The following is a 26,643-nucleotide window of genomic DNA, read 5'->3' as shown; positions in this document are numbered from 1 at the left end:
AAAGATTAGATAGTCTCTCTTATCACTTCTGGGCAAGTCGCCCTTTTGACTACAAATTTATTTTAATTCAACTTTGTGAGGATGTAAACTTTTAAATCATAAATTTTCTAGTAAAATAATAAGCCTAGCACTTAAGCTAGACTTAAAATTTGTTGTGCAATTGTAAAACATAGTATTCCTAGCGTGGTGGCACCCAGAACATCAGATGGATAATGGGCGCGCATATTTAATCTAGAAATTACTACTAAGGACCAACTAATCAAAAGTATAATGAATAAACCAATACCACACTGCTTACCAAAAATTTTCCAAATTATTAAGCTCATCACAGTTATACTTAATACATGGCCACTTGGAAAACTATAGCCTTCTCTTTTTTTGTTAGGATTAACTGGACGACGACGCTTAATGGATTTTTTCAAAATAATGCCCATTAAATCAGAAAAAGCCAAAGTTGCAACTACCCAAACTGCTAAATAATAATGATGAGTAGCTACTAAAATAAAGGCTAAGAGCAAATCCCAAATAACAATCAGCTTTGGTTCATTTAAAAAAGTTATTACTTGCCATAATCGCGAATCATCTTTTCTTATCAATTTATGGTGTAACCAATGATCATAAAAATTAAATAAACGCGAATTTCTAATATTAAAAATTAATGCTACTAAAATTATGGCAGCAATCATAATATCAACAGGACATTTCCAGTTCACAATACTACCTCAATAACCCAAATTAATTCCATGTAATAGTTTAACAGGATTTTTATAAAATTGGGGTAATTTTTAGCAAATTTAACTAAATACTTTGAATCCTCTTACTCCTTTATCTCTTTTGCAGCGGCTTCTTTAAGCGTTCAATCAGTATCAACTCTAACTGCTTTAGTCGTAATTTTCGGCATTCTTTGTCTCCTTTTGCTTTAAACGCTCTTTCAAGCTTCTCCCTTCTTTTCTAGCCTGGACTAATCTAATTCGATAGTAGCACCATGCTACTACTAAAATAGCTGCAATAATTAAAGCAATAATTTTAATTACAATCATAATAGTATTCTCCTATGATTAAAGTACATACTAATCAGCTAGTGTAAAACTCGCAAACCAAGAGCTATTATTGTGTTCACAATTAGCTTTCAAAATTTTATTAGTTTTTCACTCGACTACTCATATATATCAACAAGCTAAAAATTGTAGAATCCCCCCACATTCGTGGGAACACATAGATATGCCAAGGATCACGCTCAACAAAGTGGGATCACCCCCACGTTCGTGGGGAATACATAGTTTAAATATGCTTATTGAGACTATCAGTAGGATCACCCCCACTTGCGTGGGGAACACACTAAAAAGATCCTCCAACCAAGCCATTTTTAAATAATCAGAATAAAAAACTTAATTACTTTACTCCACAGAGTATATCAAAATCATTTCAATATTTAAACGATTTCTATAATACTTTCACATATACTCCTTAAAAGCTACACAAATTCTTCACACTTTTACTTTAATCTATGAATTATCAAAATAATCATACAAGTGAGGGCATAAACTAATGGCTAAAATTATCGTTTTTCATCCATCAAAAACTAAAAGAATTAAACGGGCACTTAAAAATTATCTAGCTAACCCTATTACTATTACACGTACTAAAAACTGAGAATTTACTCAGTTTTTTTATTTGCAAACATGTTAATAACTTTCTTCATGATAGGAGTAATCGTTTTATCTGTCCGCCACACTAATTCTAAGTGCGTTGTCCAACTAGAGTGGTCTATCACAATAAACTTATTTTTAGCATATGCTCTCGCAATTGATTCTGGAACTAATGCTATTCCCATTCCTTGGTCAGCCCATAAAATTGCTGTCCGTGCATCATCACACTTAACTGCATAAAATGGAGTTACTCCTTGATGACTAAAACTTTCGTTAAAAATCGATTCAAATCTACGGTACAAAATCAGTGGTTTATCTTTTAAAGCATTAATTTGTAAATTTTCTTTATCTAGAAAATAATATTTTTCATTAAAAACTGCCACCATTTTATCTGTATTTAATTCAATATTTTTTAAACCCTTCATATTAAATGGAGTCCGCACAATCCCCATATCAATGAGATCTTTTTTCATATCTTCTACTACACCAAAAGTATTATTTTCTCTAATTTCAAAATTTAAATTAGGATAGAATTTTGTTAACTGAGAAAACTTATCAGTGGGTACGATATCTCCGCTAGAAGAAATCAATCCTAGCCTAATCGTTCCTACTTCACCAGACTCTTCTTTACCTACTTCTTCTTTAGCTATCTGACTCAAATTAACAATTTGTTCAGCATACTTTTGAAATCTGTTCCCTGCTTCAGTTAACTCAATTCCGTAAGCTGTTCGGGTAAACAAAGTAGCACCTATTTCCTTTTCAAGCTGTTTAAGTTGATATGATAATGGTGGTTGAGCAATATAAAGTCGATGAGCAGCAGCCGTTATCTGTCGTTCCTGAGCTACTACAAGGAAATACTTAAGTTGTTTGATATTCATATAAATCACCCATTAGTTATTAATTATTTATATATCCTTTATTTTAAATTGATATTTTCTAAAATACAATATCTGCGATAAACTAGCTAAGGAAAGAATTTATTGGAGGATTTTTATATGGAAGATAAAGAATTACAAGGTTTGACTCAAGCTCAAGCTGAAGAACGTTTAAAAAAAGACGGTCTTAATGAAGTTCCAGAACCCAAATATAATTTCTGGAAAGAATTTGCAGGTAAGCTTTGGAATTTATCTGCATGGATTCTTGAAGCTGCACTACTTCTAGAATTCTTTTTAGGAAAATGGATTCAAAGTTTATTTGTATTAGGAATGCTTCTTTTTGCAGCATGGAATGGTGCTTCTAAGAAAAAGCAATCGCGTAAGGTATTAGACAGTATTTCTCACCAATTGACACCAACTGTCGCAGTTAAACGTAGTGGCAAATGGATAAAAATTGATTCTAAACAACTCGTTGTCGGCGATTTAATTAGTTTAAATCGTGGTGACGTCCTTGCTGCTGATGTGAAAATTATCGCTGGTAATCTTTCCTTTGATGAAAGCTCAATCACAGGTGAATCAAACCCTATAAAAAAAGGCATTAATTCTGAAGCATATGCTGGTACCACAGTTGTTGAAGGACACGGCTTAGCAATCGTTACTGCTACTGGAAAGAATTCACGCACTGGCAAAACCATCAACTTAATCAACAATTCTGCTGCACCTGGACATTTACAACAATTACTAACAAAGATTATCTACTATCTTTGTCTCCTAGATGGCGTTTTAACCTTAGTGATCATCATAGCTTCTTTTATCAAAGGTGGAAATTTTGAAACTTTTATTAACATGTTGCCATTCTTAGCTATGATGTTCATTGCCTCTATTCCAGTAGCTATGCCTTCAACTTTTGCCCTTTCCAATTCATTTGAAGCAACTCGCTTAAGTAAAGAAGGTGTCTTAACTGCTGATTTAACAGGTATTCAGGATGCTGCTAACCTCAATCTTTTGCTTTTAGATAAGACTGGAACAATTACAGAAAACAAAACAGCTGTAGCAAGTTGGACCAACTTTTCTAAGATGTCCAATCAAGAAATTTGGAAATTAGCGTCTGCTGCTGTTGATCAACGTAATCAAAGTATTATTGATCAAGCTTTAGATGAATATTTTGCCAAAAATAATATTCCAATACAAACACCAACTAGCTTTATGCCTTTTACTTCTAACAAAGGTTATTCCATGGCTGAAATTGATGGACATAACATTAAACTAGGTTCATATAAACAATTATCTTTAATCGACAAAAATGCCGATAATTTAACGGATAATATTGACTTTGCTGCAGGCCGTTCAGTTGCAGTTTTAGTTGATAATAAATTAGCCGGTATTTTTATCTTAAGAGATAAAGTTAGAAAAGACTCTAAAAAAGCTCTAGCGGAGCTTAAAAAGCGCGGTATTCGTACGATTATGTTAACTGGTGATAATCGAAAAACTGCGGAAGCAGTAGCTAAAGAAGTTGGGTTAACTGGTAAAGTTATTTCAATTCATGATTTCACCAAAAAAACAGATGTTAATGATTTAGCAGGAATTGCAGATGTTTTACCCGAAGACAAGCTGCGAATGGTTAAAACATTCCAAGAAGAAGGTTATATTGTAGGAATGACTGGAGATGGTGTAAATGACGCCCCTGCTCTTAAACAAGCAGAAGTCGGCATCGCTGTTTCTAATGCAGCCGACGTTGCTAAACGCTCAAGTAAAATGGTACTTTTAGATGATGGATTATCATCAATTGTCAAAATTTTGGATGCTGGACATCGCGTTTACCAAAGAATGACTACTTGGTCACTTACTAAGCTTGCCAGAACTGCTGAATTAACGATGCTTTTAACATTTGGTTACCTATTCTTCAATTACATTCCCATGGCCCTCAATGCAATGGTTATCTACACCGTAATGAATAATATGGTTACAATGATGATCGGTACTGACAGAACTCATATTACCTATAAACCAGAAAATTGGAATATGGCTCGCTTAGCTAAAATTGCTTTCTCACTTGCTGCCGGTTGGACCTTAATTGGCTTTATCTTTGTTTGGTATTTAAATACACATGGTTACAGCCATGGTACAGTTTCTACGATGGTCTATGTTTACCTCGTACTTAGTGCAATGTTAATCGTTTTAATTACTCGTACTAGAAAGTACTTCTGGCAATCTCACCCATCTAAGATGGTTGGAACTGTTCAAATTATCGATGTTCTATTAACCTTTATTTTAGCTATTTTTGGTTTAGCAATGACTAAAATCACCCTACCTAATTTAGGATTAACTATTGTTGTAGCTCTTCTTGCTGCAATTGTCATTGACTTAGTCTACCAACCAATTATGAAAAATAGATAGTTATTTCATCCCTTATTTCTATTCCTAGATATAAGGGATTTTTGGAAGATAAAAATGTTAAAAAATTATAAATTAACTTTTGATCCTTGGTCCTTAATGCTATTTTTAATCATTATGATTCCCAATCTTATTTGGTTTGTCATTCCAGCACCAAATGATATTCTAAGAATCAATTCCACTACAGAAGTCCTGGATACTTTTTCTTCTATCTTTCAGATACTAATGATGATTACATTATGTTTTTTCAAAAATACCAAAGCTGAACCAATTAGATGTTCTCCACTTATTATTGCAACCTTATTGTGCTGCCTATTATATTTTGTCAGTTGGATTTTGTACTATAGTAGCGTTGCCAATGATTTAATTATTGTCAGTTTAGCCACCGCGCCTTGCTTAATATTTTTACTTTTTGATATTGATAGAAAAAATTGGTTTGCTCTTGGTCCTATTTTACTTTTTTCGATTTGTCATATAATCTCTGGACTAATTAATCTTGTATTTCTTTAATCAAAAAGACTGAGGTTAATCCCCAGTCTTTCTTCTATATGTTAAAAATGTATAATCAAACTTATTTTTATCATCTGCATAATGCTTCTCTTCATTAACTAATTCAAACTTTTTATAGTCTACTGGCACCATTTGTACATCACCTTTAAATTGGTGGTGTATTTTTGTTTGCTCTAGAACATCTACTTTATTAAGCATTTCTTTGAACAAACTTACACCGCCAATAATTGAGATATCTTTAGTTTGGCTATTTAACCAATTTTTCAAGTCAGCTAAATTTATAAAAACTTCTACTTGATTATTAGTTTGATATTTTTGCTTAAAATCCTGACTATGCGTCAAAACAATATGCTTTCTTTTAGGTAAAACTCCAGGAAAACTATCAAAAGTTTTTCTCCCCATTACCATTGGATGACCAATTGTTTTTTCTTTGAAATGCTGTAAATCAGCTGGTAGATGCCAGGGCAGATGACCTTGATAACCAATATTACCTACTTCATCCTCAGCCCACACAAAACTAATCATAATTTTCTCCCCTCTTGGTCCATATCTAGTGGTTTATATCGTCAAGTCTACTACATTTTGTACTATACAAGAAATCAAAAAACAGCTTTAATCAAAACTCCTATATTATGATAAAATGAAACAGTCATTTAAATAATTTTTAAAGGAGAAATTCTTATGATATGGACTTGGGATGTTATCCGTCGCGTTATTGAAATTCTCTGGCTCATAAATGTCGCATTCGCTATTTGGACAGTTTTTAGAAGTCATCGGGATATTGCCTCAACTTGGGCATGGCTCTTGGTACTTACACTGTTTCCCTATGTTGGCTTTATTCTATATTTATTTGTCGGACGACAATTATCCCACGACGATATTTTTATAATTCAACAAGAACAAAAAAAATTACGTGATAGTTTTTTAAAAGAACAGCATAAATTACTTAATCAAAATGATTTATTACCAAAAAAAGACCGATATCATCGAACCAGACGACTAGTTGACCTTAATTTAAATAATGACGATGCTATTTTAACCTTTGATAACAATGTCGAAATTTTTATCGATGGGCCTAAACTTTTTGATAACATCATTGAAAATATTAACCAAGCTAAAAAATCTATTAATATTGAATTTTATACTTTTTACGATGATTCATTGGGCAATCGCGTCTTAGATGCTTTGGTAGCAGCTGCTAAACGTGGCGTCGATGTGCGGGTTTTATATGATGCGAGTGGTTCTCGTGGTACAAAGCCTAAATTTTTTGATCCACTTAGAAAATTAGGTGGACAAGCACAAGCATTTATTTCAAGTTCTGGTAACCACCACTTTACTACTCCTCGTCTTAACTATCATCTTCACCGCAAATTAGTAATCATTGATCATAAAATTGGTTATATTGGTGGTTTTAATATAGGTGATCAGTATGTGGATAAAAGTGAAAAATTCCATCATTGGCGAGATACTCACTTGCGTGTTGTAGGCCAGGCATCCATTATGATGGAAGTACGTTTTGCAATGGATTGGAACACTACTTGCCGTAAAACTCACGTACCAAAGTACAATATTGAACAGGAAATTAAGAACTTTAAACTAAAAATGCCTGATAATGATCCTCAACACGTCCCAATGCAAATTGTTTCTTCTGGTCCAGACAGTGCTAACTTTGGTATTCGTAGAGGTTACGAAGAAATAATTGCTCAAGCAAATGAATATGTCTATATTCAAACACCCTACCTTATTCCAGGCGATCCTATGTTAGAAAGTTTAGTTATTGCTGCCAAAAGTGGTGTTGATGTGCGGGTAATGGTACCTTGTATGCCCGATCATGCTTTTGTATATCGTGCTACTGAATACTACTCGAAATACCTTACTAGTCAAGGAATTAAGGTTTACAAGTACAATAATGGTTTCATTCATGCTAAAACGATGGTCAGTGGCTCTAATATTGCCTCTGTTGGGTCTGCTAATCAAGATTTTCGAAGCTACAAATTAAACTTTGAAGTCAATGCATTTACTTACAATAAGGACCTTGCTCAAAAATTAAAGAAAATTTTTGAAGATGATATCAAGAAGAGTACTTTAATGACCAATGAATATTTCGCCAAACAATCTAATTGGCGTAAATTTAAACAATACTTCTCTAGGTTGCTTTCACCAATTTTATAAAAAAGAAAATCATTTACTAGCTGCACTAAGGCAAATAGTAAATGATTTTTTTCTCTATTCTTCTCTTGAAATATGTAGAGTATACAATGCCATCAATATCATAAAAGCGGCCATGACAATATGTGTCATATCAATACTCCATAAATATTGGGTAGCTAATTTATGATAAAGCATATCATTTAAAATTGCATTGAATCCTGATAAACGATTAAGTAATAATAAACTTCCCCACATTAAAAGTAAAGTTATCATCGCTGAAGCTGAAGTTAAATAATAACTGACAATATAAGATGATTGATAATTATTACTCTCAACTTCATAAACATCCAAGGCATTAGACTTTTGATAACTAGCGAAAGCCCTAATTAAAAATATTCCAATAAAGTATCCTGGGAACCAAAAAGTTAATAAGATACCCAAAATTATACCACTGATACTAATTGTGACCTCTCTCATCTTGAAAATACGTAAAAATAACTTAACAACTGGTTTGCCCAAAATAATACCGGCAATATATGAAGCAAAAACCCAATAAAATGCTGTAACTCCATGAACAATAGTGATAAAGACAGCACTATAAGTAATCCAAAACTGAGCACAAATACCATAAAGTATAATTTGTAAGTAAGTATTATATGAAGCAGTAGTCTGCCTTTGTCTATTAACAAATAATAAAATTAATAGCGCAATTATAAATAATGCCAATAACACTACTGACCATTGAACAATATTAACTACTCCAGTATTTCTACCATATTCCATTAAAAACATTGCTACCCAAAGCATTAAAACTATAACCAAATTTGTAAAATGTAATTTTATTGGTTTTCTTAAAACTTGCGGACGAGCAATCATACTATAGTTAATTATTCCTACCACACTGTAAAATAACAGCAAAGCAAAAGAAATTACTGGCCATCGTTTAATCGTTAAGGCAATCAGCGATAAAGTTACTATAAATATTCCTAATAAAATTCCCAACTGAGATTTTTGTTCAGTTAAATTTTTGTATTTCTTAATTCTTTCCATTTGATTGGATGCCGCTGGAAAAATTGCTGCACCAATCCCTGCAAAAATACCAGATAAATCCCAGAAAACACCGTTCAACTGCCCAAACAATCCTAAGAAGTATCCTAACGCTGCACTAACTATCCCAATCCATCCTAAGATACTATAGTGACTTCTAAGATCAATAAAGATGAATAACGCAGTTCTTCTAAAAGCATAAAAGAAAGCTAACGGCAAAAGATTTCTAACAAAGTTACCATCACGACTAATTAATAAAATATAAATTAAATAAGGACAATAATTAATAATAAATGCATTTGTTTTAGTAATAGTAGTTGAATATTTTTTAATTATTGACATAAAAGCTTCTCCCATAAGTAATTACTTTTTAACATATAATTTATTATTAGCTTTTAAATATGTCTAATCAATTATTTAAACTTATTCATTTATAATACTCATAGCCGTAAAACTTATTTATCGAATATATACTATCAAATCAACTACTATTGAAAAATTAATCAAATACGCCAGCTCTTACTAAACATAAAATACCTTCAATGTACAGTGGAATAGATTTATTTATTTCTGATTTAGGCGGTATTTCCTCTATTACTTTTGAAAATTGCGTAGCGATATTTAAGACATTATATTCTTTATCAACAAACATATTTAATTTCATATTATTAATAAATAATGCAAAATCATCGTGAAACTGTGATAACCACTTTTGAGTCAATAAATTATTATAAGCTGGCATCATAAGAGTTTTGTTACCAGCAAAATAATTTTTTAAATCAAACAAAGTATAATCAATTCTATCCTTATATATCGTATAACGCAGCGTATTTATGGTTGGTAAATTATGCCTTGGCCATAAATAGTGCAAATTGATTTTACTTCTTATCAAAGAATAAGCCTTAATCCACTTATCAAAATCAGGATAATATTTTATTAAACTCTTGTATCCACAAATTATATCCGCTCCTAATACTATTTCATCTCCATTAACTATTTGACTAAGCCCATAAATGCTTCGTTTTTTTATTATTGGCAACCCATATTTATAACTTAAAGCTTCATATAAACTTTTATCTAATAAATCTCCATCTTCATAAAGCGTATCTGTGATTTTATGAAGATAATTTGGATATTCGTGCATTAATTCTTGGTAAAAGTCACTTTTATAAAATAAAGTTAATCTTTTAACATTTTCTTGATAACCTTTAATTCTAATATTTTTTGACCCCATAATTATTCCTTTATTCTTAATACTTTGAATCAATTATTTAAACTTATTCGTTTTGAAGCCACCTGCTCAATAAAATACTGATCATGTTCAACTAGCAACATCGCTGGTTGAACATTTTTTAGTAATTTAATCAGTTGATTCTGATTAAAAACATCCAAGTAATTTGCTGGTTCATCCCACAAATATAAATCAGTTGGTTCAACTAGTGACTTTGCAATTGCGACCCGTTTTTGTTGTCCCACACTCATCTCTTCGATAGGAGTTGAAAAAGTAGTACGTGGCATCCCCATTTTATTTAAAGTATTAAGTAGCAATGTATAGTCTAATTTTTCTTTTTTAGAAAATTCCATTAAAGTTCCATAGTATTGAGAAAACGTTTGTGATAAATAAGAGATTTTTAAACCGTTTGTCAAAACGATTCTTCCTGATTTTTCAATTTCTTCTGCATCTCCTAAAAGCAAACGTAATAACGTTGACTTGCCCGAACCATTTTGACCTTCTAAAGCTACTATTCCATGATTTTTCACCACTAAGTTTAAATCGGCAAATAATCTTCTCTTACCAATTGATAACGTTAAATCCCTTATATCTAATAAATTCGAATGATAATTAGGAATAAAATTCATCTTTAACTCTGGAGAACTTTCAATATTTATGAGTAATCCTTCTTTTTTATCAATTTTCTGACTAAGATGTCTCTCCATATTCTTAGACTTTTTCATAATTTTTGCAGCTTTATGACCCAGATAGCCCCGATCAAACATTCCCATTGGCTCATTAGTATGAGTGCGATAATCTTTTTGTTTTTCTGATTTTTCAGAATATTGACGTATTCGCTGAGCACTTTTCTTTAAAGAAATAATTTCACTACGTAATTTTTCATTTTTAGCTTTATTAAAACCATCACGTTTAGCTTTAGTATCTTCATAAGCTGCGTAATTACCTTGATATAAGTGAATTTCCGTATTTTCAATTGCTAAAATATGATTTGTTACCTTATTCAAAAATTCTCGATCATGACTTATAAGAATATAACCACTCTTTTGTTGGTTCAAATATTTCACAATTTCTTGTCTACTCTTTTTATCTAAATGATTAGTTGGCTCATCTATTAGTGAGAAAGAATCTTGATCCGCAAAAGTAAGCGCCAGTAAAACTTTTGTCTGTTCACCACCACTTAAAGTATTAAATGGTTGCCAAATAAGATCAGCATTAACCCCCATTAAGTTTAATTCTCGCCTTAACTGCCATTCTTCAAAATCAATCTGCTTTTGTAATTCATAAAGAGTGATATTATCTGGATTCTCAATCTTAATTGGAAAATAACTAAAATTCAACTTAGGCTCAATTGTTCCCGTTCCATGGATTTTTCTTCTAAGTAAATTAAGAAAAGTTGTCTTTCCTCGACCATTTCTGCCTACTAAACCCAATTTCCAAGAACTATCTAAATTCAAGTTCAAGTCATTAAAGATATTTTTACTACTATCCTCATATCTGAAAGAAAGATTTTTAATCGCTATATTACTCATTCAATCACCTCAAAAAAGAGAGTCCACTCCTTCAGTAATTACAGGATAGACTCTCTTTTTGAAAATTTGAGCATACAAAAAGAAGGATATCCGTCTATCCATTAATCATCTAAAAAAGTGTATAGTCTCTACGTCTACAAATAAACAGTTATTTGACTACTACTTTTTAGAAAATTAATGAACGCAACGGACAATCCTTCTTTCTTAAGACAAATTTCAATTGATGTTAGTATACTACCATGAAAAAATTATCTTTTCAAGAAAAATAAAAAGCCCTGAATTTCAGGACTAAAAATTAACTATTCATCATCATATTTAACTAATGAGAAAATATCAGTATCTGGGAACATATCTCTTCCCTTAAGATTAGTTAATTCAATATAAAATGCAGCACCAACTACTTCACCACCTAAGCGTTCAATTAATTCCTTAGTTGCGTGCAAAGTACCAGCAGTTGCCATTAAGTCATCACAAATAACGACTTTTTGCCCAGGCTTAATAGCATCTTTATGCATTTCTAATTCATTTGAACCATATTCCAAATCATATGAAGCTCTTTCAACTTCACGAGGCAACTTATGAGGTTTACGTGCAGGAATAAATCCTACTCCCAATTCAGTTGCAACAGGACAGCCTACAATAAAGCCACGTGCTTCTGGACCTACAATTACTTCAGCTCCACGACTTTTAGCATATTCAGCTAGTTCATGAGTAGCTGCTCGATATAATTCACCATCTTGTAAAATTGGGGTGATATCACGAAATGTAATGCCTTTATTAGGAAAATCCTTAACGCTTGCAATATGCTTTCTAAAATCAATTGCCATAAAAAAGAGTACCTCCATTTGGCTCTCAAATAACAGAACCACCGTTAACTGTTATATTTTATCAAATTTTATGATAAAAAACACTTAAAACTCGAACATTGTTAGAAAATTAATAATTTATTATTTAGTAAAGCTATTAATATAGTTTAATAATTGTTTTGAAGGCATTGTTCTTAATTGGTGAGTAAATTTTAATTGAGAAGAAATAGCTTGATAATATTTAGAGCTAGATAGCGGATGTTTCTCAGGATTTGAAATTGGGATAATTTTATTATTTTCATATTTTACAAATTTTAATTCAAAAAATACTCGTAAAATAAATAGAATGTTATCATAATTTAAACCTAAAAATGGTGCTACTTGTTCATAATCTTCTGGAGCCAATTGGGGATGAGAATAGATGTATTTCAAAGTTCTAGCAAAAGTTTCCTTTGAAGGAATTTGATCAACTGGTAGCTGATTTATTAAAAAACGTAAGTATAATTGTTGATAATCCTTTGCTAATGCCTTATTTAACTGAATTTGACTCGTGGGCGTATCTAATAAGACTATCATCTCATCAGATTTATTATAGTCATCAACGAGAGCTAAGTGTTTATCATCAATTCCTAACTTATTTTTTGCCCAAGAATAATTTTTCTTATTAAATAATAAATATCGATCAGCAAACCCCATAATATAATCTTCTTGTCGCAAATCAATAACTGAAGTTGGAATAGCTAATTTCGGTGCTTCAAAATCAATATCCTTAATCATTGCCTGCAGATTTACCTTATTTTTCCAATGATTAAGTGAGAGGGTGACAAACAATTGGTGAATAAACGGTAAAAGTTTTTCAGTTAAATATGGTCTATTAAAACCAATAGTTTGAAGACGCCCTTCTTTATTTTTAGTTGTAAATCGAACATGATTTTTATCTTGACCCATTTTCATAAAATTAGAAATTGATGGATCTGTGATAGAAAAAATTGGTTCTGGATTACCTGTTCCAAATGGTCCAACTAAATTTATTTCTTCAACTAAGTCAGGATTAGTATTACTTAAAGAGAGTTCACAGTCATATTCCTTAACTGCTAAAGAAGATTCATGGTGGTACTTTGATTCAAATGTTTGCCTTAATTCATTTAATTTATCTTTTTCTAAAGATAAGCCGCAAGCAAAATCATGTCCACCAAATTGGGTCAAGATACTATTTTTCAATGGTTCTAGGGCATCAAATAGATTATATCCTTCAGGTGAACGCCCTGAACCTTTTAATTGTCCATTTTTTCCTTGTGTAAGGATAATAGTTGGTTTATGGACAGCCTCAACAATTTTATTAGCAACTAATCCTAATACCCCTTCATGAAATTCAGCATCATAAAATACCAAAGTATTACGATTTTGCCAACCATTTTGCTTAATAAGTTGCAGACATTTTTTATAAACTACTTGAGTTAAATCTTTTCGCTGATTATTAAGTTCTTCAATTTTATCAGCAATTGCTTGAGCTTGACCTTCATCATCACTTAGTAAAAGTTCTACAGCTAATCTAGCATTATCTAATCGACCAACAGCATTCAAACGTGGAGCAATAGCGAACCCAATATCCACTGCTGTAATTTGTCCAAGAGTTAATCCAGCATTTTTAATTAAAGCTCTTAACCCAGGTCTTTGAGTATTATTTAAAATTTCTAGACCACGTTTAACAATAATATGTCCTTCATCGTTAACCTTTACCATATCTCCAATGGTTCCAATCATAGCTAGATCAAGCATATCACTCATAGAATCATCCATTAAAGCACGAGCAATTGTATAAGCCACCCCTGCCCCACAATAATCATCAAATGGATAATCCTGCCCCGGATAATTACAATGAACTATAGCATACGCATCATCTGGTTTTTTAGTTTGAAAAGTATGATGATCTGTTACAATTGTATCAACGCCCCGATTTTTCGCATATTTAATTTCTTCAACACCAGTCACACCATTATCAACAGTAATAATTAAGTTAGTACCATCGGCAACAATTTCTTGATACCGTTGCATATTAGGACCATAACCATCTTCAAAACGATCTGGGATAAAGAAGTTAACATCTGCGCCTAAAATTTCCAATGTTTCCATCATAATCGCAGTCGCAGTAATACCATCGGCATCATAATCTCCATAAATAGTTATTCTTTCGCCACGATCAATTGCTTGATTAATACGCTCAATTGCTTTGTCCATATCATGCATTAAATAAGGATCAGCCAAATTATATTCCGTTGCATTTAACCAAAAGTCTAATTTATCAGCTGTATTAATTTCACGCAATGCAAATAACTTTGTTTGCAGAGGAGTTAATTGAAATTTATCAACTAATTCAGCTGATAAAGTTTTCTTCTGTCGTTGCTTCCATTTCATGTACAAATTTCCATCCCCAATTTCTATTCAATTACATAGAAGATAATTATAGTTAATTAACCTTATTTTATGCAAGCAAATAAAAACTGTGATACAGCTTCAAAGCTTTATCACAGTTCAGTTTTATTTTAATTTAAAAATTTTTAGATTACTATTTGTAGCTTTTTCAGTCTTAATCAAATTACCACGAACTGCCCAACGATTTACTCCACCATCAGCACAAGTAATCAAGGTTACAATATCTTGTTTAGTATTATTGACTAACCAAACAGCTGAAGGATTAACCTTCTTTTTCATATAAATCTTGTAAACGTAGATTTTCTTTAAATCGGTTAAATAGACTTTTTGACCAATTTTAGCTTGTTCTAATGGGGAAAATAATACCCCTTTAGCAGTCATATAGTGACCAGCCAGTGGATAATTTCCTTTACCCATTACTTGGTCAGCCCGCATTGTACCACCACCAGTGGACATCGCATCATCGCTCAATCCTTTCATAATAGGTAAGTACATTTTTACACTTGGAATTGCTAAAGCTCCAATAGCATTTGCAGTATTATTGACTCTTGCTCTAGCCGCCTGACTTGCATCAATTTCTTTAACTTTAGAAAAATCGAACATCCCTTTTTTCTTTTCGTTTTTCTCAACAGTTTTTCGATCAAGCTTTTTTAGAGCAGTAGTTTGGTTTTGCTTAACCATTATATCTCTAATTTGGCTATTAAAAATCAAAACTAAACCAACGAGCACTAAAATAACAGCTACCACACGGAGCCAAATTTTCTTTTTATTATTTTTTTTAGATTTTCTTTGACTTACACGTGTAGGCTTTTCTTCATTCTTCATTTAATAATCTAACCCTTTATAGTAAATTTATAAGTAGATATATTATAACACGAATCACACAAATATATTTGAGGATTAATATTTACGTAAAATATACGTAATTTAATAAAAAAATAGCACCGGAAGCCCGGTGCTATTAGGATTCAAAGATAATTACTTACCTTTGATATCTTCATCATTCATTTTAAGTACTGCCATAAATGCATCTTGAGGTACTTCTACTTTCCCCACAGCCTTCATACGCTTTTTACCACGTCTTTGTTTTTCAAGTAATTTTGCACGACGATCTGGATCCCCAGTGTGAATTTTCCAAGTAACATCTTTACGGTATGGTTTAATGGTTGCACGTGAAATAATTTTAGCACCAATTGCACCTTGAATATCAACTTCAAAATTTTGACGTGGAATCAATTTTTTAAGCATTGAAGTCATTTGGCGAGCTCTGTCCTGAGCTTCAGATCTATGCGCAATAAAGCTCAATGCATCAATAGGTTCCTTGTTTAAAAGCATATCAATCTTAACTAAATCAGTAGATCGATATCCAGTAATTTCATAATCAAGAGAAGCATATCCTTTAGTTGAAGATTTTAAATCATCAAAAAAGTCAAAGATAATCTCAGCGAGTGGCATATTATACTTTACATTTACACGATATTTATCTAGATAATCCATCGTAATAAATTCACCACGCTTACGTTGACATAGTTCCATTACTGGACCTACATAATCATTTGGAACCATAATTTCTGCCTTAACGTAAGGTTCTTGAACTTCCTGATATTCGCCAGCATCTGGTAAATCAGCAGGATTATCAATAAGCTTTGTTGAACCATCATTCATAATTGCATGATAGTCAACACTAGGTGCTGTCATTATTAACTCCATACCAAATTCTTGCTCTAATCTTTCTTGAACAACATCCATATGAAGTAAACCTAAAAAACCACAACGAAATCCAAATCCTAAAGCTTGTGAAGTTTCAGGTTCAAATTCTAAAGCAGCATCATTTAACTGTAACTTTTGTAAAGCTTCCTTTAAATCATCATATTTTTGATTATCTACTGGATACATTCCAGAGTACACCATTGGTGGAATTTGACGATACCCTGGAAGTGGTTTTTCAGTAGGAGTTTCAGCATTTGTGATTGTATCACCAACTCGAGTTTCACGTACTGACTTAATATTCGCAGTTAAATAGCCTACGTCACCTGCGACCAACATATCCTTTTTGACTGGAGTAGGACTAGAAACACCTACCTCAGTCACTTCAAATTCCTTGCCTGTATTCATAATTTTAATTTTATCTCCAGGCTTCACCGTCCCTTCTTCAATACGAACGGCTAAAACTACACCACGGTAATCATCATATTTAGAATCAAAAATTAAAGCCTTTAACGGGGCAGTTAAATCACCAGATGGTGCAGGAACATCGTGGACAATTCTTTCTAATAATTCAGGTATACCTTGACCTGTTTTACCAGAAACTTCAACCGCATCTGTCGCATCTAAGCCTATCATTTCTTCGATTTCATCCTTGCACATCTCTGGATCAGCAGAAGGTAAATCAATCTTATTAATAACCGGTAAAATCTCTAAATCATCATCAAGTGCCAAGTAAGTATTTGCTAATGTTTGTGCTTGAACCCCTTGTGTAGCATCAACTACCAATAAAGCTCCCTCACAGGCTGCTAGAGAACGTGATACCTCATATGAAAAATCCACGTGCCCTGGAGTATCAATTAAGTGAAAAATATAGTCTTCTCCATCTTTCGCATGATATTTAACTTGTACAGAATTTAGCTTAATAGTAATTCCACGTTGACGCTCCAGTGGCATATCATCTAATAATTGATTCTTCATTTGTCTTCCTGAAACTGTATCGGTCAATTCCAAGATACGATCTGCAATCGTAGATTTACCATGGTCAATATGGGCTACAATTGAAAAATTTCTAATATGCTTTTGATAATCTTGTAACTTTTTTATGTCCATCAGCTTAGTCCACCTTTATCTTTTAGAAGTTAAAAATTATAAAAAATAAAATTATTTATCATTAAATTGCATTATTAATTATATCATATCTATAAATCTTTTCTCGGTATAGCAAAATACCTAGTTTCTTTCTGAAACTAGGTAAATTTTACTAACTTAATTTATCTTTCAAACGTTCAAAGAAGTTCTTTTCTTGTGGACTAATATTACCACCACCTGCTTTAACAAAATCTACAAGAGCTTCTTTTTGTTTATCATTAATCTTTTTAGGAATTTTAATATTCACAGTAACTTCTTGATCTCCGTTACCTTCACCATTAAGTTTTGGTACTCCCTGACCACGAAGTTTAAAATGAGTATTTGGTTGAGTACCTGCAGGGATTTTTAACGATACCTTACCATGAACAGTATCTACTTGAATTTGATCTCCGAGGGTTGCTTGGGCAAATGAAATTGGAACTTCAGAATAAATTGTAGTTCCCCTTCTAGTGAATTCCTTACTTGGACGAATCTTAAATACAATATATAAATCACCATAAGGTCCACCATTTTTACCAGCTTCACCTTGGCCACTTAAGCGAATCTGTTGACCATTATCAATACCAGCTGGAACCTTAACTTGTAAAGTTTGTTTTTGTTCGATAGTTCCTTGACCATGGCAAGTTTGACATGGATGCTCAATAATTACCCCACGTCCATGACATTTATCACAGGTGATTTGTTGTTGCATTACACCAAATGGGGTTTGACGAGTAACCATCATTACCCCACTACCATGACACTTATCACATGTAATTGGATGAGTGCCTTTTTCTGCACCAGAACCATCACAAGTTGGACAAACTTCATTTCTAGTATAAGTAATATCAGCTTCTTTACCCTTGATAGCATCCATAAAATCAATCGTCATAGTATAATCCAAATCTTGTCCTCTTTGTGGAGCAGTTGGATCTACCCTTTGACGACCACCGCCTTGGCCAAATATATCATTAAAAATATCGCCAAAGCCGCCAAAACCACTAAAATCACCATATTGACTACCACCGCCAAAGCCGCCACCAAAGCCACCTTGACCGTTTACACCGGCTTGACCAAATTGATCATATTGAGCACGTTTTTGCTTATCATGAAGCACTTCATAAGCTTCATTGACTTCCTTATACTTTTCTTCAGCACCAGGTTCATGGTTCAAATCAGGGTGATATTTCTTAGCAAGCTTACGATATGCTTTACTAATATCAGCATCACTTGCACTTTTTTCAACACCCAAGATTTCATAGTAATCACGTTGTGCCATTTTGTAAACTCCTTTAATTTATAAAAGAAAAGAACTACATTAACGCAGTTCTTTTCTTTTTAATCTATTATAACGGCTTTACTTATCTGGGTCTACCTTGTGAAAATCACCGTCGACAGTTGCACCATCTGAGCCATTATTTGAAGAACCATCGTCAGGTTGACCACCATTTGGTTGAGGACCTGCTTGACCTGCTGCACCTTGTGCTCCACCATTTTGTTGGTAAAGTTTAACAGCTAAATCTTGAGCAGCTTTTGATAAAGCTTCCTTCTTTTCCTTCATTTCATCAAGATTATTATCTTTTTGAGCTTGTTTTAAAGCATCGAGAGCTTCTTGAACATTCTTAGTTTCAGCTTCTGGAACTTTACCTTCAGTTTCCTTCAAAGTCTTTTCAGTAGTAAAGATTAATTGATCAACTTCATTACGAAGATCAACTTCTTCTTTTCTCTTCTTATCTTCTTCAGCATGTTCTTCAGCATCTTTTTGCATCTTCTTAATCTCTTCATCTGAAAGACCAGAAGAACTCTTGATAGTAATCTTTTGTTCCTTACCAGTACCCATATCCTTAGCAGATACGTTTACAATACCATTTTTATCTATATCAAAAGTAACTTGAATTTGAGGAACACCGCGTGGTGCTGGTGGAATATCAGTTAATTCAAAACGACCAAGAGTCTTATCATCAGCAGCCATTGGACGTTCACCTTGAAGCACATGAACATCTACAGCAGGTTGATTATCAGCTGCAGTTGAAAAGATTTGACTCTTTGAAGTTGGGATAGTAGTGTTTCTGTCAATTAACTTAGTAAATACTCCACCCATAGTTTCAATACCAAGTGATAATGGGGTAACATCAAGTAAAACGATATCCTTTACATCACCAGAAATAACACCACCTTGAATAGCAGCCCCTAAAGCAACAGCTTCATCTGGATTAATTGAGTGATCAGGTTCTTTACCAGCCCACTTTTTAACTGCTTCTTGAACAGCTGGAATACGAGTTGAACCACCGTTTAAGATAACCTTATCAATATCATTTACAGTTAAACCTGCATCCTTTAAAGCATTATCAAATGGAATCTTAGTCTTTTCAACTAAGTCACTAGTCAATGCATCAAATTGAGCACGAGTTAAATCAGCTTCAAGGTGAAGAGGACCAGCTTCACCAGCAGAAATAAATGGAAGAGAGATGTGAGTTGAACTTACACCTGATAAATCTTTCTTAGCCTTTTCTGCAGCATCCTTTAAACGTTGCATAGCCATCTTATCCTTAGATAAGTCTACGCCGTTTTCTTCTTGGAAGTTCTTAACAAGCCAATCGATAATTGCATTATCAAAGTCGTCACCACCAAGATGAGTATCCCCATTAGTTGATAGAACTTGGAAGACACCATCACCTAATTGAAGAACAGAAACATCGAAAGTACCACCACCAAGGTCGTATACTAAAACTTTTTCATCGTCTTCATCTTTATCCAAACCATATGCTAAAGCTGAAGCAGTTGGTTCATTGATAATTCTTTGAACATTTAAGCCAGCAATTTTACCAGCATCTTTAGTTGCTTGACGTTGCGCATCATTAAAGTAAGCAGGAACAGTAATAACTGCATCATTAACTGGTTCACCTAAATAATCTTCAGAAAACTTCTTAATGTATTGCAAAATCATTGCAGAAATTTCTTGAGGAGTATATTCTTTGCCATCTACCTTAACTTTGTATCCTGCTTCACCCATGTGACGCTTAATTGACACAATAGTATTTGGGTTAGTAATAGCTTGACGTTTTGCAACTTCACCAACTTGGATTTCACCATTCTTAAATGCTACTACTGAAGGGGTAGTACGACCACCTTCTGGATTAGTGATAATCTTTGGTTCCTTACCTTCAAGTACAGCAACAGCAGAGTTAGTTGTACCTAAGTCAATACCAATAACTTTTGACATATTTATAAGCTTCCTTTCTTTATTGAGCTACTATAACCATTGCTGGTCTTAATGTTCTATCTTTATATTTATAACCTTTTTGTAAAACTTGAACTACTTGGTCCTTTTCATGATCTTCGTTGGCATCCACAGTTTGAACGGCTTGATGCACAGTAGGATCAAATTGTTGACCCTCTGCTTCCACTTCAGTAATACCGTGATCACTCATTGCCTTAACTAAAGCATCCAAAGTCATCTGAACACCTTTTTGCAATTGCTTTGAAGCTTCATCATCTGCCTTCACAGCTAAGGCTCTCTCTAAGTTATCCATTGCAGGTAAAACATCTTTAGCTAAACTTTGTGATTCATATTTAATTAATTGTGCACGTTCTTTAGAATAACGAGCTTGCATATTTTGAATCTCAGCTTCACTTCGAAGATATTTATCCTCTAATTCCTTATTTTTAGCAGATAAAGCAGCAACTTTTTGTTCTAATTCAATGCTTTTATCAACTTTTTCTGCTTTAGAAGCCTTAGCTTCAACTGTTTCTTGATCAGCAGTCTTTTTCTTTTCTGCTTTATCTGGAGTAACCTCATCTTTCAAATCTTTTTCATGAGGGAATTCTTCTTTACTCACAGCTAGCCTCCTTTATTTAAACCTACCGTAATAATCAAGTAATTTTCGAGCTAATTCTGTTCGAAAGTATTCAAGTAACCCAATCATTTGCGAGTATGGCATATTTGTTGGACCTAAAAGTGCGATTGTCCCTTTTCCATATTTACCAACATTATAATGAGCAGTTAGTAAGCTATAATTTTTTAAAAGTTCAGATGGAAGATCTGGTCCTAAGGTTACTTGTACTTTTCCCTTTTTCTTTCCATCTGATGATTCCTTTTGGTCAGGGTCTGAACCAATTAATCGATACATTTCATCATTTTGATCAAACATTTCATATAGTGATTTAATTTTATCAACATCATGATGATGATAATTATTTAATAAATTAATTTGACCGTCTACATACATTTGCTCACTAGCCGCATCCTTCACTACATCTTGAAGCAATTCAAGTATTTCAGGAGCAGAACCACGTGAAATCAAATGATCTGCAATTTGACGCAAAAGATTACTATTAACACTACTTAAAGGTTTACCTGTTAACTGATCATTTATTAAATGAACAGCCTTTTCAATTTCTTCACCATTTGAATGATGAGATAAAGTATAAACCTGATTTTTTACATTTCCATCATCAGTAACAAGAATTGCCATCACCTGATGTTTAGAAAGCGGCACAATCCGAAAACCTGTAATTAATGCATCATGAGTTTCTGGACCAGCTGCGAATGCAGTGTAATTAGTTAAATCAGATAGTATCTTAGCAGCCTCTTGTACAATTTCATTTACCTGATTAAATGGTTGATCTAGCTGATAAACAATTCGATCATACACCGATGTTGGTATTTGAACTGGATCAACTAAATTATCAAGATAGTAACGATAACCAGCACTTGATGGAATTCTACCACTTGAAGAGTGAGTTTTTTCTAAAAGTCCTTGCTCTTCCAAGGCTGCCATTTCGTTTCTAATAGTTGCACTTGAAACTTTAATTGGCAGTTGATTCATCACGGTCTTCGAGCCAACAGGCTCATGACTTGTCGTGAAATCCTGAATTATCGTTTTAAGTATCAGCTCTTGCCGTTTAGTCAACATTCTTTATCGCCCCTTTATTAGCACTCAAGTTTCTCATGTGCTAACAATTAATATAATACTAAAGATTAGCACTCTAATCAAGTAGAGTGCTAAAATTTCTGAATTAATTTAGTTATTTTGTAATAACATTAAATCTGGACGATATTCTCTATCTTTTTTCTTATAAATAGCCTTAATTTTTCCTTTATAGCTCAAAGCTACAGTATTAGGTACATTGGTTAATCTAATACCTGCACCATTTTTTACACGAGAAAACTGACTTTCAGTAAGGTCAATATTAGTTAAATCTACAAAAAAACTATCAATAGATTGTAACCATTTATCGGGCTCATTGATATTAGCCTCAATTTCTTCTAAGCTAACTGCTTGACTCATATCATATCCAGAACTAGCAGTTCTAGTTAATTTAGTCATTACTGCTGGTACACCTAACAATGATCCAAGGTCATTAACTAATGATCTAACGTATGTTCCCTTCGAACATTGGATAGAAAAATTAAATTTTTCACTTTTATTTTCTCCATCATAAATTGGATCAGAGGTAAGCCTATAACTGTAAATCTCCACTTCTCTTTTAGGACGTTCAACTGAAATGCCTTCTCTAGCATACTCGTAAAGTCTTTTTCCATTAACTTTTACCGCAGAATAAATCGGCGGAACCTGTTCAATTTTTCCTGTTAATTTGTTCATTCCTTCTACAATTTCTTTACTAGAAATTGGATCTAAAATTTCTTTTTTTTCTAAAACTTTACCCTCTAAATCATAGCTATCGGTTGCTTGGCCAAACATTCCTTGACCAACATATGATTTAGGCTTAGTGTGCATTAATTCAATTAACTTAGTAGCTTGTCCAATTGCAATTGGTAAAACCCCATTTACCTCAGGATCTAAAGTTCCAGCATGACCTATTTTTTTAATATGTAGAATTTTCCGTAACTTATAAACACAATCGCTACTAGTCATTCCTCGGGGTTTATTTAAAACTACAATTCCATTTAACATATTTTCTATCCTTATCTTGATGAAAAAAGCGCCTTAAGGCGCTTTTCTTAATTATTTTTATTTTCTCGAGCTTCATCAGCTTTCTTTACTTCTCTGATCAAGCTATCAATCTTATTACCATAAGCAACAGAACTATCTCGCTTAAAGATTAATTCTGGTACTTTATAAACCGTAAGAGTTTGACCTAATAAGTGTCTCATGGCACCTTTAGCCTTCTCTAAACCTTCGGCAGCTTCTTTTTCTGCCTTAGGGTCATCTGATAACAAGCTGTAATAAACAGTTGCATAAGAAAGATCATTAGTACATTCAACTGCAGTGATTGTTACATCACTGACACGTGGATCACGAATATCTTTACGTAAAATTTTAGTTAATTCTCGAAGTATTTCACCTTCGACACGTCCAATTCTATGTTTCATAAATAGTACTCCTTTTTAACTAAAGAGTTGGCCTATTCTATTCAACAGGTACTTCTTGCATTTCGTATGCTTCTAATTGATCATCAATTTTAATATCGTTAAAGTTTTCAATAGTTAAACCACAATCAAATCCTTGCTTAACTTCCTTAACGTCATCTTTAAATCTCTTAAGTGAAGCGACCTTACCATCGTATTTCACAATACCATCTCTAATAACACGAATACCAGAGTCGCGAGTTACATAACCACTATCAACAAATGCACCAGCAATAGTACCCACCTTAGAAACCTTCCAAGTCTCACGAACAGTTAAATTACCAGTAACTTTTTCTTCATAAGTAGGTTCAAGCATACCCTTCATCGCAGCTTCAACATCATCCATTGCCTTATAAATAATGTTATAAAGACGAATATCTACGCCATCACTTTCAGCTTGGCTCTTAGCAGTAGCAGTTGGACGAACATTGAATCCAATAATAAAGGCATTTGAAGCACCAGCTAAGGTAACATCAGATTCATTAATCGCACCAACACCAGCGTGAATAATATTTACACGAACTCCTTCAACATCAATCTTTTCAAGTGACTGTTGCAATGCTTCTGCAGAACCTTGAACATCAGCCTTAAGAACGATGTCTACTTCTTTCATGTTTTCTTTCTTCATTGTATCAAACAAGTTGTCCAAAGTTACATGTTGTACGTTTTCACGTTGCTTCTCAAGAGAGTTTTTAGCACGTTGTTCACCAACACTTCTTGCAGTCTTTTCATCATCAAAGACAACCAACTTATCAGCAGATGAAGGAACATCATTCAATCCTGTAATTTCAACTGGTGTAGATGGGGTAGCTTTCTTAACACGACGACCTTTATCGTTAGTCATAACACGAACACGACCATAAGTATCACCAACAACAATTGGATCACCGATTTTCAAAGTACCTTGTTGAATAAGTAAGTCAGCAACAGGACCACGACCCTTATCCAATCTTGCTTCAACAACAGTACCAATAGCCTTTTGATCTGGATCAGCTTGGAGTTCCATAACATCAGCTTGAAGTAAAATCATTTGAAGTAAGTCGTCGACATTTTGACCAGTCTTAGCAGAAATCTTAACAAAGATTGTCTCACCACCCCAGTCTTCTGGGACAAGACCATATTTCATGAGTTGTTCCATTACATGATCAGGATTTGCGCCTGGTTTATCAATCTTGTTAACTGCAACAATAATTGGAACATTAGCACTTTTGGCATGGTCAATAGCTTCAATAGTCTGTGGCATTACACCATCATCTGCTGCTACAACCAAAACAACGATATCGGTAACTTCAGCACCACGAGCACGCATGTTAGAGAAAGCGGCGTGTCCCGGAGTATCTAAGAATGTAATTAAACGATCATCTAATCTTACTTGGTAAGCACCAATACTCTGAGTAATACCACCTGCTTCATGTTCAGAAACGTTAGTATGACGCAAACGATCAAGCAACGTAGTCTTACCATGGTCAACGTGTCCCATAATAGTAACTACTGGTGGACGCTTAACCTGATTTTTAGATTCTTTAGAAGTTTCCATCTCTTTAGCATAAAGATTGTCAATATCAGAAATATCTTCATGAATCTTTTCTTCAGCATTAATACCATATTCAGCAGCTAAAAGTTCAATAGTATCTTTATCTAAAGATTGGTTTTGATTAGTCATTACACCCAACATGAAAAGTTTCTTAACAATTTCTGCTGGTTCTCTATGTAAAATTTTACCTAAATCTTGAGCGTTCATCCCCTCTTCATACATTAAAGTTTCGGGTAATGGACGTTCTTTTCTTTGAGTAGGCTGTTTCTTTACTTCAGTATGTTGTGTACGTTGCTTCTTTTTATTACGACGGCGACGTGCTTTGTCAGAACGTTCACTTCTTTGACGTTCATAATCTGCTGAATTATGACGCTTCTTATTAGGCTTGCTAAATTCCTTACCTCTGTTTGGTTTAGAATCCGGTTTTTCAACTGGAGGGGTAGGAATTGAGGCCACACTTTCAACCTTCTTTACCTTAGGTCTATTTCTTGCAGGAGATGGCTTAATAATTTTAGGACCGATTGTTTTTTTACTTGCTTCTACGTGAGCTTTGACAGCTTCGGCACCTTCTTTTATGATTGGTCTTCTCTGATTACGCGTAGGATTTTCCTCTTTCTTTACGCTCTTATTAGGAGCTGATTTAGGTTTATTTTGTTTTTCATGCCATTTTTGGCGTGAAGCTTTAGCTTGTGCATCAAGCTCCCCAGCTTCCGCACGTTGTTTTTTCTTAAACTGCTTCAATAAATCTTGAGCAGCCGAACGATTAGGTTTATTGTGTGACTCTTCATGGTTATTATTAGAACGGCGGCGTTTATTAGAATTTTCAGAACGACGCTTATTTTTACCATGAAAGTCATTATTCTTCTCTTTATGGTCGCGTTTTCTAATTGCACCAACTGAGACTTTTATCTTACTCTTTCCTTTAGATTTACTATTGTCAGCTTTTGATGATTTAGCAGTCTTAAAACTACTCATTAATTTAGAAACTTGCGCATCATCCAATGAGGACATGTGACTTTTAACATCAAACCCTAGTTCCTTTGCCTTATCAACAACGGTCTTATTATCGATGTCTAATTCTTTTGCTACTTCGTATACTCTTTTTTTAGCCATCAAATCACACTCCTTTATTTAATTTTTTTATTATAGCTTGACTAAACCCTGGATCTGCAATTGCGACCACTTTACGCTTCTTCCCCAATGCATCTGTAAGCTGATCTGCTGTAAATAATTCACAAACAGGAATGTGTTGCTTACGATTTAAAAATTCTAA

At 33.5% G+C, this 26,643-nt stretch carries 21 protein-coding genes; 3 read left to right on the top strand and 18 right to left on the bottom strand.

All coding sequences use genetic code 11. The features are described from left to right. Window positions 1-131 precede the first annotated feature (131 nt). The 3 genes from HDR40_RS01700 to HDR40_RS01690 all read right to left on the bottom strand — a co-directional run bounded on the left by HDR40_RS01700 (window position 132) and on the right by HDR40_RS01690 (window position 2,527). A complete protein-coding gene (locus tag HDR40_RS01700) occupies window positions 132-713 on the bottom strand; it encodes a phosphatase PAP2 family protein (protein ID WP_290625667.1) in 582 nt (193 codons plus the stop codon). A 168-nt stretch (window positions 714-881) separates the two neighbouring features. Continuing rightward, window positions 882-1,040 carry a hypothetical protein gene (locus HDR40_RS01695; RefSeq protein ID WP_290625665.1) on the bottom strand — a complete coding sequence of 53 codons (159 nt, stop codon included), beginning with the start codon at window positions 1,038-1,040 and terminating at the stop codon, window positions 882-884. A 617-nt stretch (window positions 1,041-1,657) separates the two neighbouring features. Beyond that, window positions 1,658-2,527, bottom strand: a complete 870-nt coding sequence (locus HDR40_RS01690) for a LysR family transcriptional regulator (protein ID WP_290625663.1) — start codon at window positions 2,525-2,527, stop codon at window positions 1,658-1,660. A 117-nt stretch (window positions 2,528-2,644) separates the two neighbouring features. On the opposite strand from HDR40_RS01690, the gene HDR40_RS01685 reads away from it, so the two are divergent. After that, on the top strand, window positions 2,645-4,921 hold the full coding sequence (locus HDR40_RS01685; RefSeq protein WP_290625661.1) for an HAD-IC family P-type ATPase: 2,277 nt from the start codon (window positions 2,645-2,647) through the stop codon (window positions 4,919-4,921). 54 nt (window positions 4,922-4,975) lie between these two features. Next, window positions 4,976-5,428 (top strand): hypothetical protein, encoded by a 453-nt coding sequence (locus HDR40_RS01680; RefSeq protein ID WP_290625659.1) that lies wholly within the window; start codon window positions 4,976-4,978, stop codon window positions 5,426-5,428. A gap of 15 nt (window positions 5,429-5,443) precedes the next feature. On the opposite strand, the gene HDR40_RS01675 is transcribed toward HDR40_RS01680, so the two are convergent. After that, window positions 5,444-5,953, bottom strand: coding sequence for a dihydrofolate reductase (locus HDR40_RS01675; protein WP_290625657.1), 510 nt, complete (start codon window positions 5,951-5,953; stop codon window positions 5,444-5,446). A gap of 156 nt (window positions 5,954-6,109) precedes the next feature. Between HDR40_RS01675 and cls the strand changes: the two genes are divergently transcribed. Next, window positions 6,110-7,600 carry a cardiolipin synthase gene (gene cls / locus HDR40_RS01670; RefSeq protein WP_290625655.1) on the top strand — a complete coding sequence of 497 codons (1,491 nt, stop codon included), beginning with the start codon at window positions 6,110-6,112 and terminating at the stop codon, window positions 7,598-7,600. Between the two features lie 54 nt (window positions 7,601-7,654). Here cls and HDR40_RS01665 read toward each other — a convergent pair whose 3' ends face one another. The 14 genes from HDR40_RS01665 to infB form a co-directional block, all read right to left on the bottom strand. Continuing rightward, complete coding sequence (locus HDR40_RS01665) at window positions 7,655-8,968, bottom strand: hypothetical protein (protein ID WP_290625654.1); 1,314 nt, start codon at window positions 8,966-8,968, stop codon at window positions 7,655-7,657. Between the two features lie 157 nt (window positions 8,969-9,125). Then, a complete protein-coding gene (locus tag HDR40_RS01660; protein ID WP_290625651.1) occupies window positions 9,126-9,860 on the bottom strand; it encodes a hypothetical protein in 735 nt (244 codons plus the stop codon). 29 nt (window positions 9,861-9,889) lie between these two features. Further along, window positions 9,890-11,389, bottom strand: coding sequence for a ribosomal protection-like ABC-F family protein (gene abc-f, locus HDR40_RS01655; RefSeq protein ID WP_290625650.1), 1,500 nt, complete (start codon window positions 11,387-11,389; stop codon window positions 9,890-9,892). 299 nt (window positions 11,390-11,688) lie between these two features. Beyond that, window positions 11,689-12,216, bottom strand: coding sequence for an adenine phosphoribosyltransferase (locus HDR40_RS01650; RefSeq protein ID WP_290625648.1), 528 nt, complete (start codon window positions 12,214-12,216; stop codon window positions 11,689-11,691). Window positions 12,217-12,336: 120 nt separating this feature from the next. After that, entirely contained in the window at window positions 12,337-14,610 is a 2,274-nt protein-coding gene (gene recJ, locus HDR40_RS01645; protein WP_290625646.1) for a single-stranded-DNA-specific exonuclease RecJ, read from the bottom strand. A gap of 123 nt (window positions 14,611-14,733) precedes the next feature. Further along, window positions 14,734-15,453, bottom strand: a complete 720-nt coding sequence (locus HDR40_RS01640) for a class A sortase (RefSeq protein ID WP_290625643.1) — start codon at window positions 15,451-15,453, stop codon at window positions 14,734-14,736. A 153-nt stretch (window positions 15,454-15,606) separates the two neighbouring features. After that, complete coding sequence (gene lepA / locus HDR40_RS01635) at window positions 15,607-17,445, bottom strand: translation elongation factor 4 (protein WP_290625641.1); 1,839 nt, start codon at window positions 17,443-17,445, stop codon at window positions 15,607-15,609. Window positions 17,446-17,596: 151 nt separating this feature from the next. After that, window positions 17,597-18,742, bottom strand: coding sequence for a molecular chaperone DnaJ (gene dnaJ / locus HDR40_RS01630; protein WP_290625189.1), 1,146 nt, complete (start codon window positions 18,740-18,742; stop codon window positions 17,597-17,599). Window positions 18,743-18,820: 78 nt separating this feature from the next. Next, window positions 18,821-20,686, bottom strand: coding sequence for a molecular chaperone DnaK (gene dnaK, locus HDR40_RS01625; RefSeq protein ID WP_290625187.1), 1,866 nt, complete (start codon window positions 20,684-20,686; stop codon window positions 18,821-18,823). A 19-nt stretch (window positions 20,687-20,705) separates the two neighbouring features. Beyond that, window positions 20,706-21,302: a nucleotide exchange factor GrpE gene (gene grpE, locus HDR40_RS01620; RefSeq protein ID WP_290625185.1), complete on the bottom strand. Its 597-nt coding sequence runs from the start codon at window positions 21,300-21,302 to the stop codon at window positions 20,706-20,708. 12 nt (window positions 21,303-21,314) lie between these two features. After that, a complete protein-coding gene (hrcA, locus tag HDR40_RS01615; RefSeq protein WP_290625183.1) occupies window positions 21,315-22,379 on the bottom strand; it encodes a heat-inducible transcriptional repressor HrcA in 1,065 nt (354 codons plus the stop codon). Window positions 22,380-22,487: 108 nt separating this feature from the next. Then, window positions 22,488-23,381 (bottom strand): tRNA pseudouridine(55) synthase TruB, encoded by an 894-nt coding sequence (gene truB, locus HDR40_RS01610; RefSeq protein WP_290625181.1) that lies wholly within the window; start codon window positions 23,379-23,381, stop codon window positions 22,488-22,490. Window positions 23,382-23,428: 47 nt separating this feature from the next. Beyond that, entirely contained in the window at window positions 23,429-23,800 is a 372-nt protein-coding gene (locus HDR40_RS01605) for a ribosome-binding factor A (protein ID WP_290625179.1), read from the bottom strand. A 37-nt stretch (window positions 23,801-23,837) separates the two neighbouring features. After that, window positions 23,838-26,483 (bottom strand): translation initiation factor IF-2, encoded by a 2,646-nt coding sequence (gene infB / locus HDR40_RS01600; protein ID WP_290625178.1) that lies wholly within the window; start codon window positions 26,481-26,483, stop codon window positions 23,838-23,840. Window positions 26,484-26,643 lie beyond the last annotated feature (160 nt).

This window comes from Lactobacillus sp., from assembly GCF_014803895.1.
Note: the sequence above shows the minus strand (reverse complement) of the source record. Positions and strands in the feature narration are given on the sequence as shown.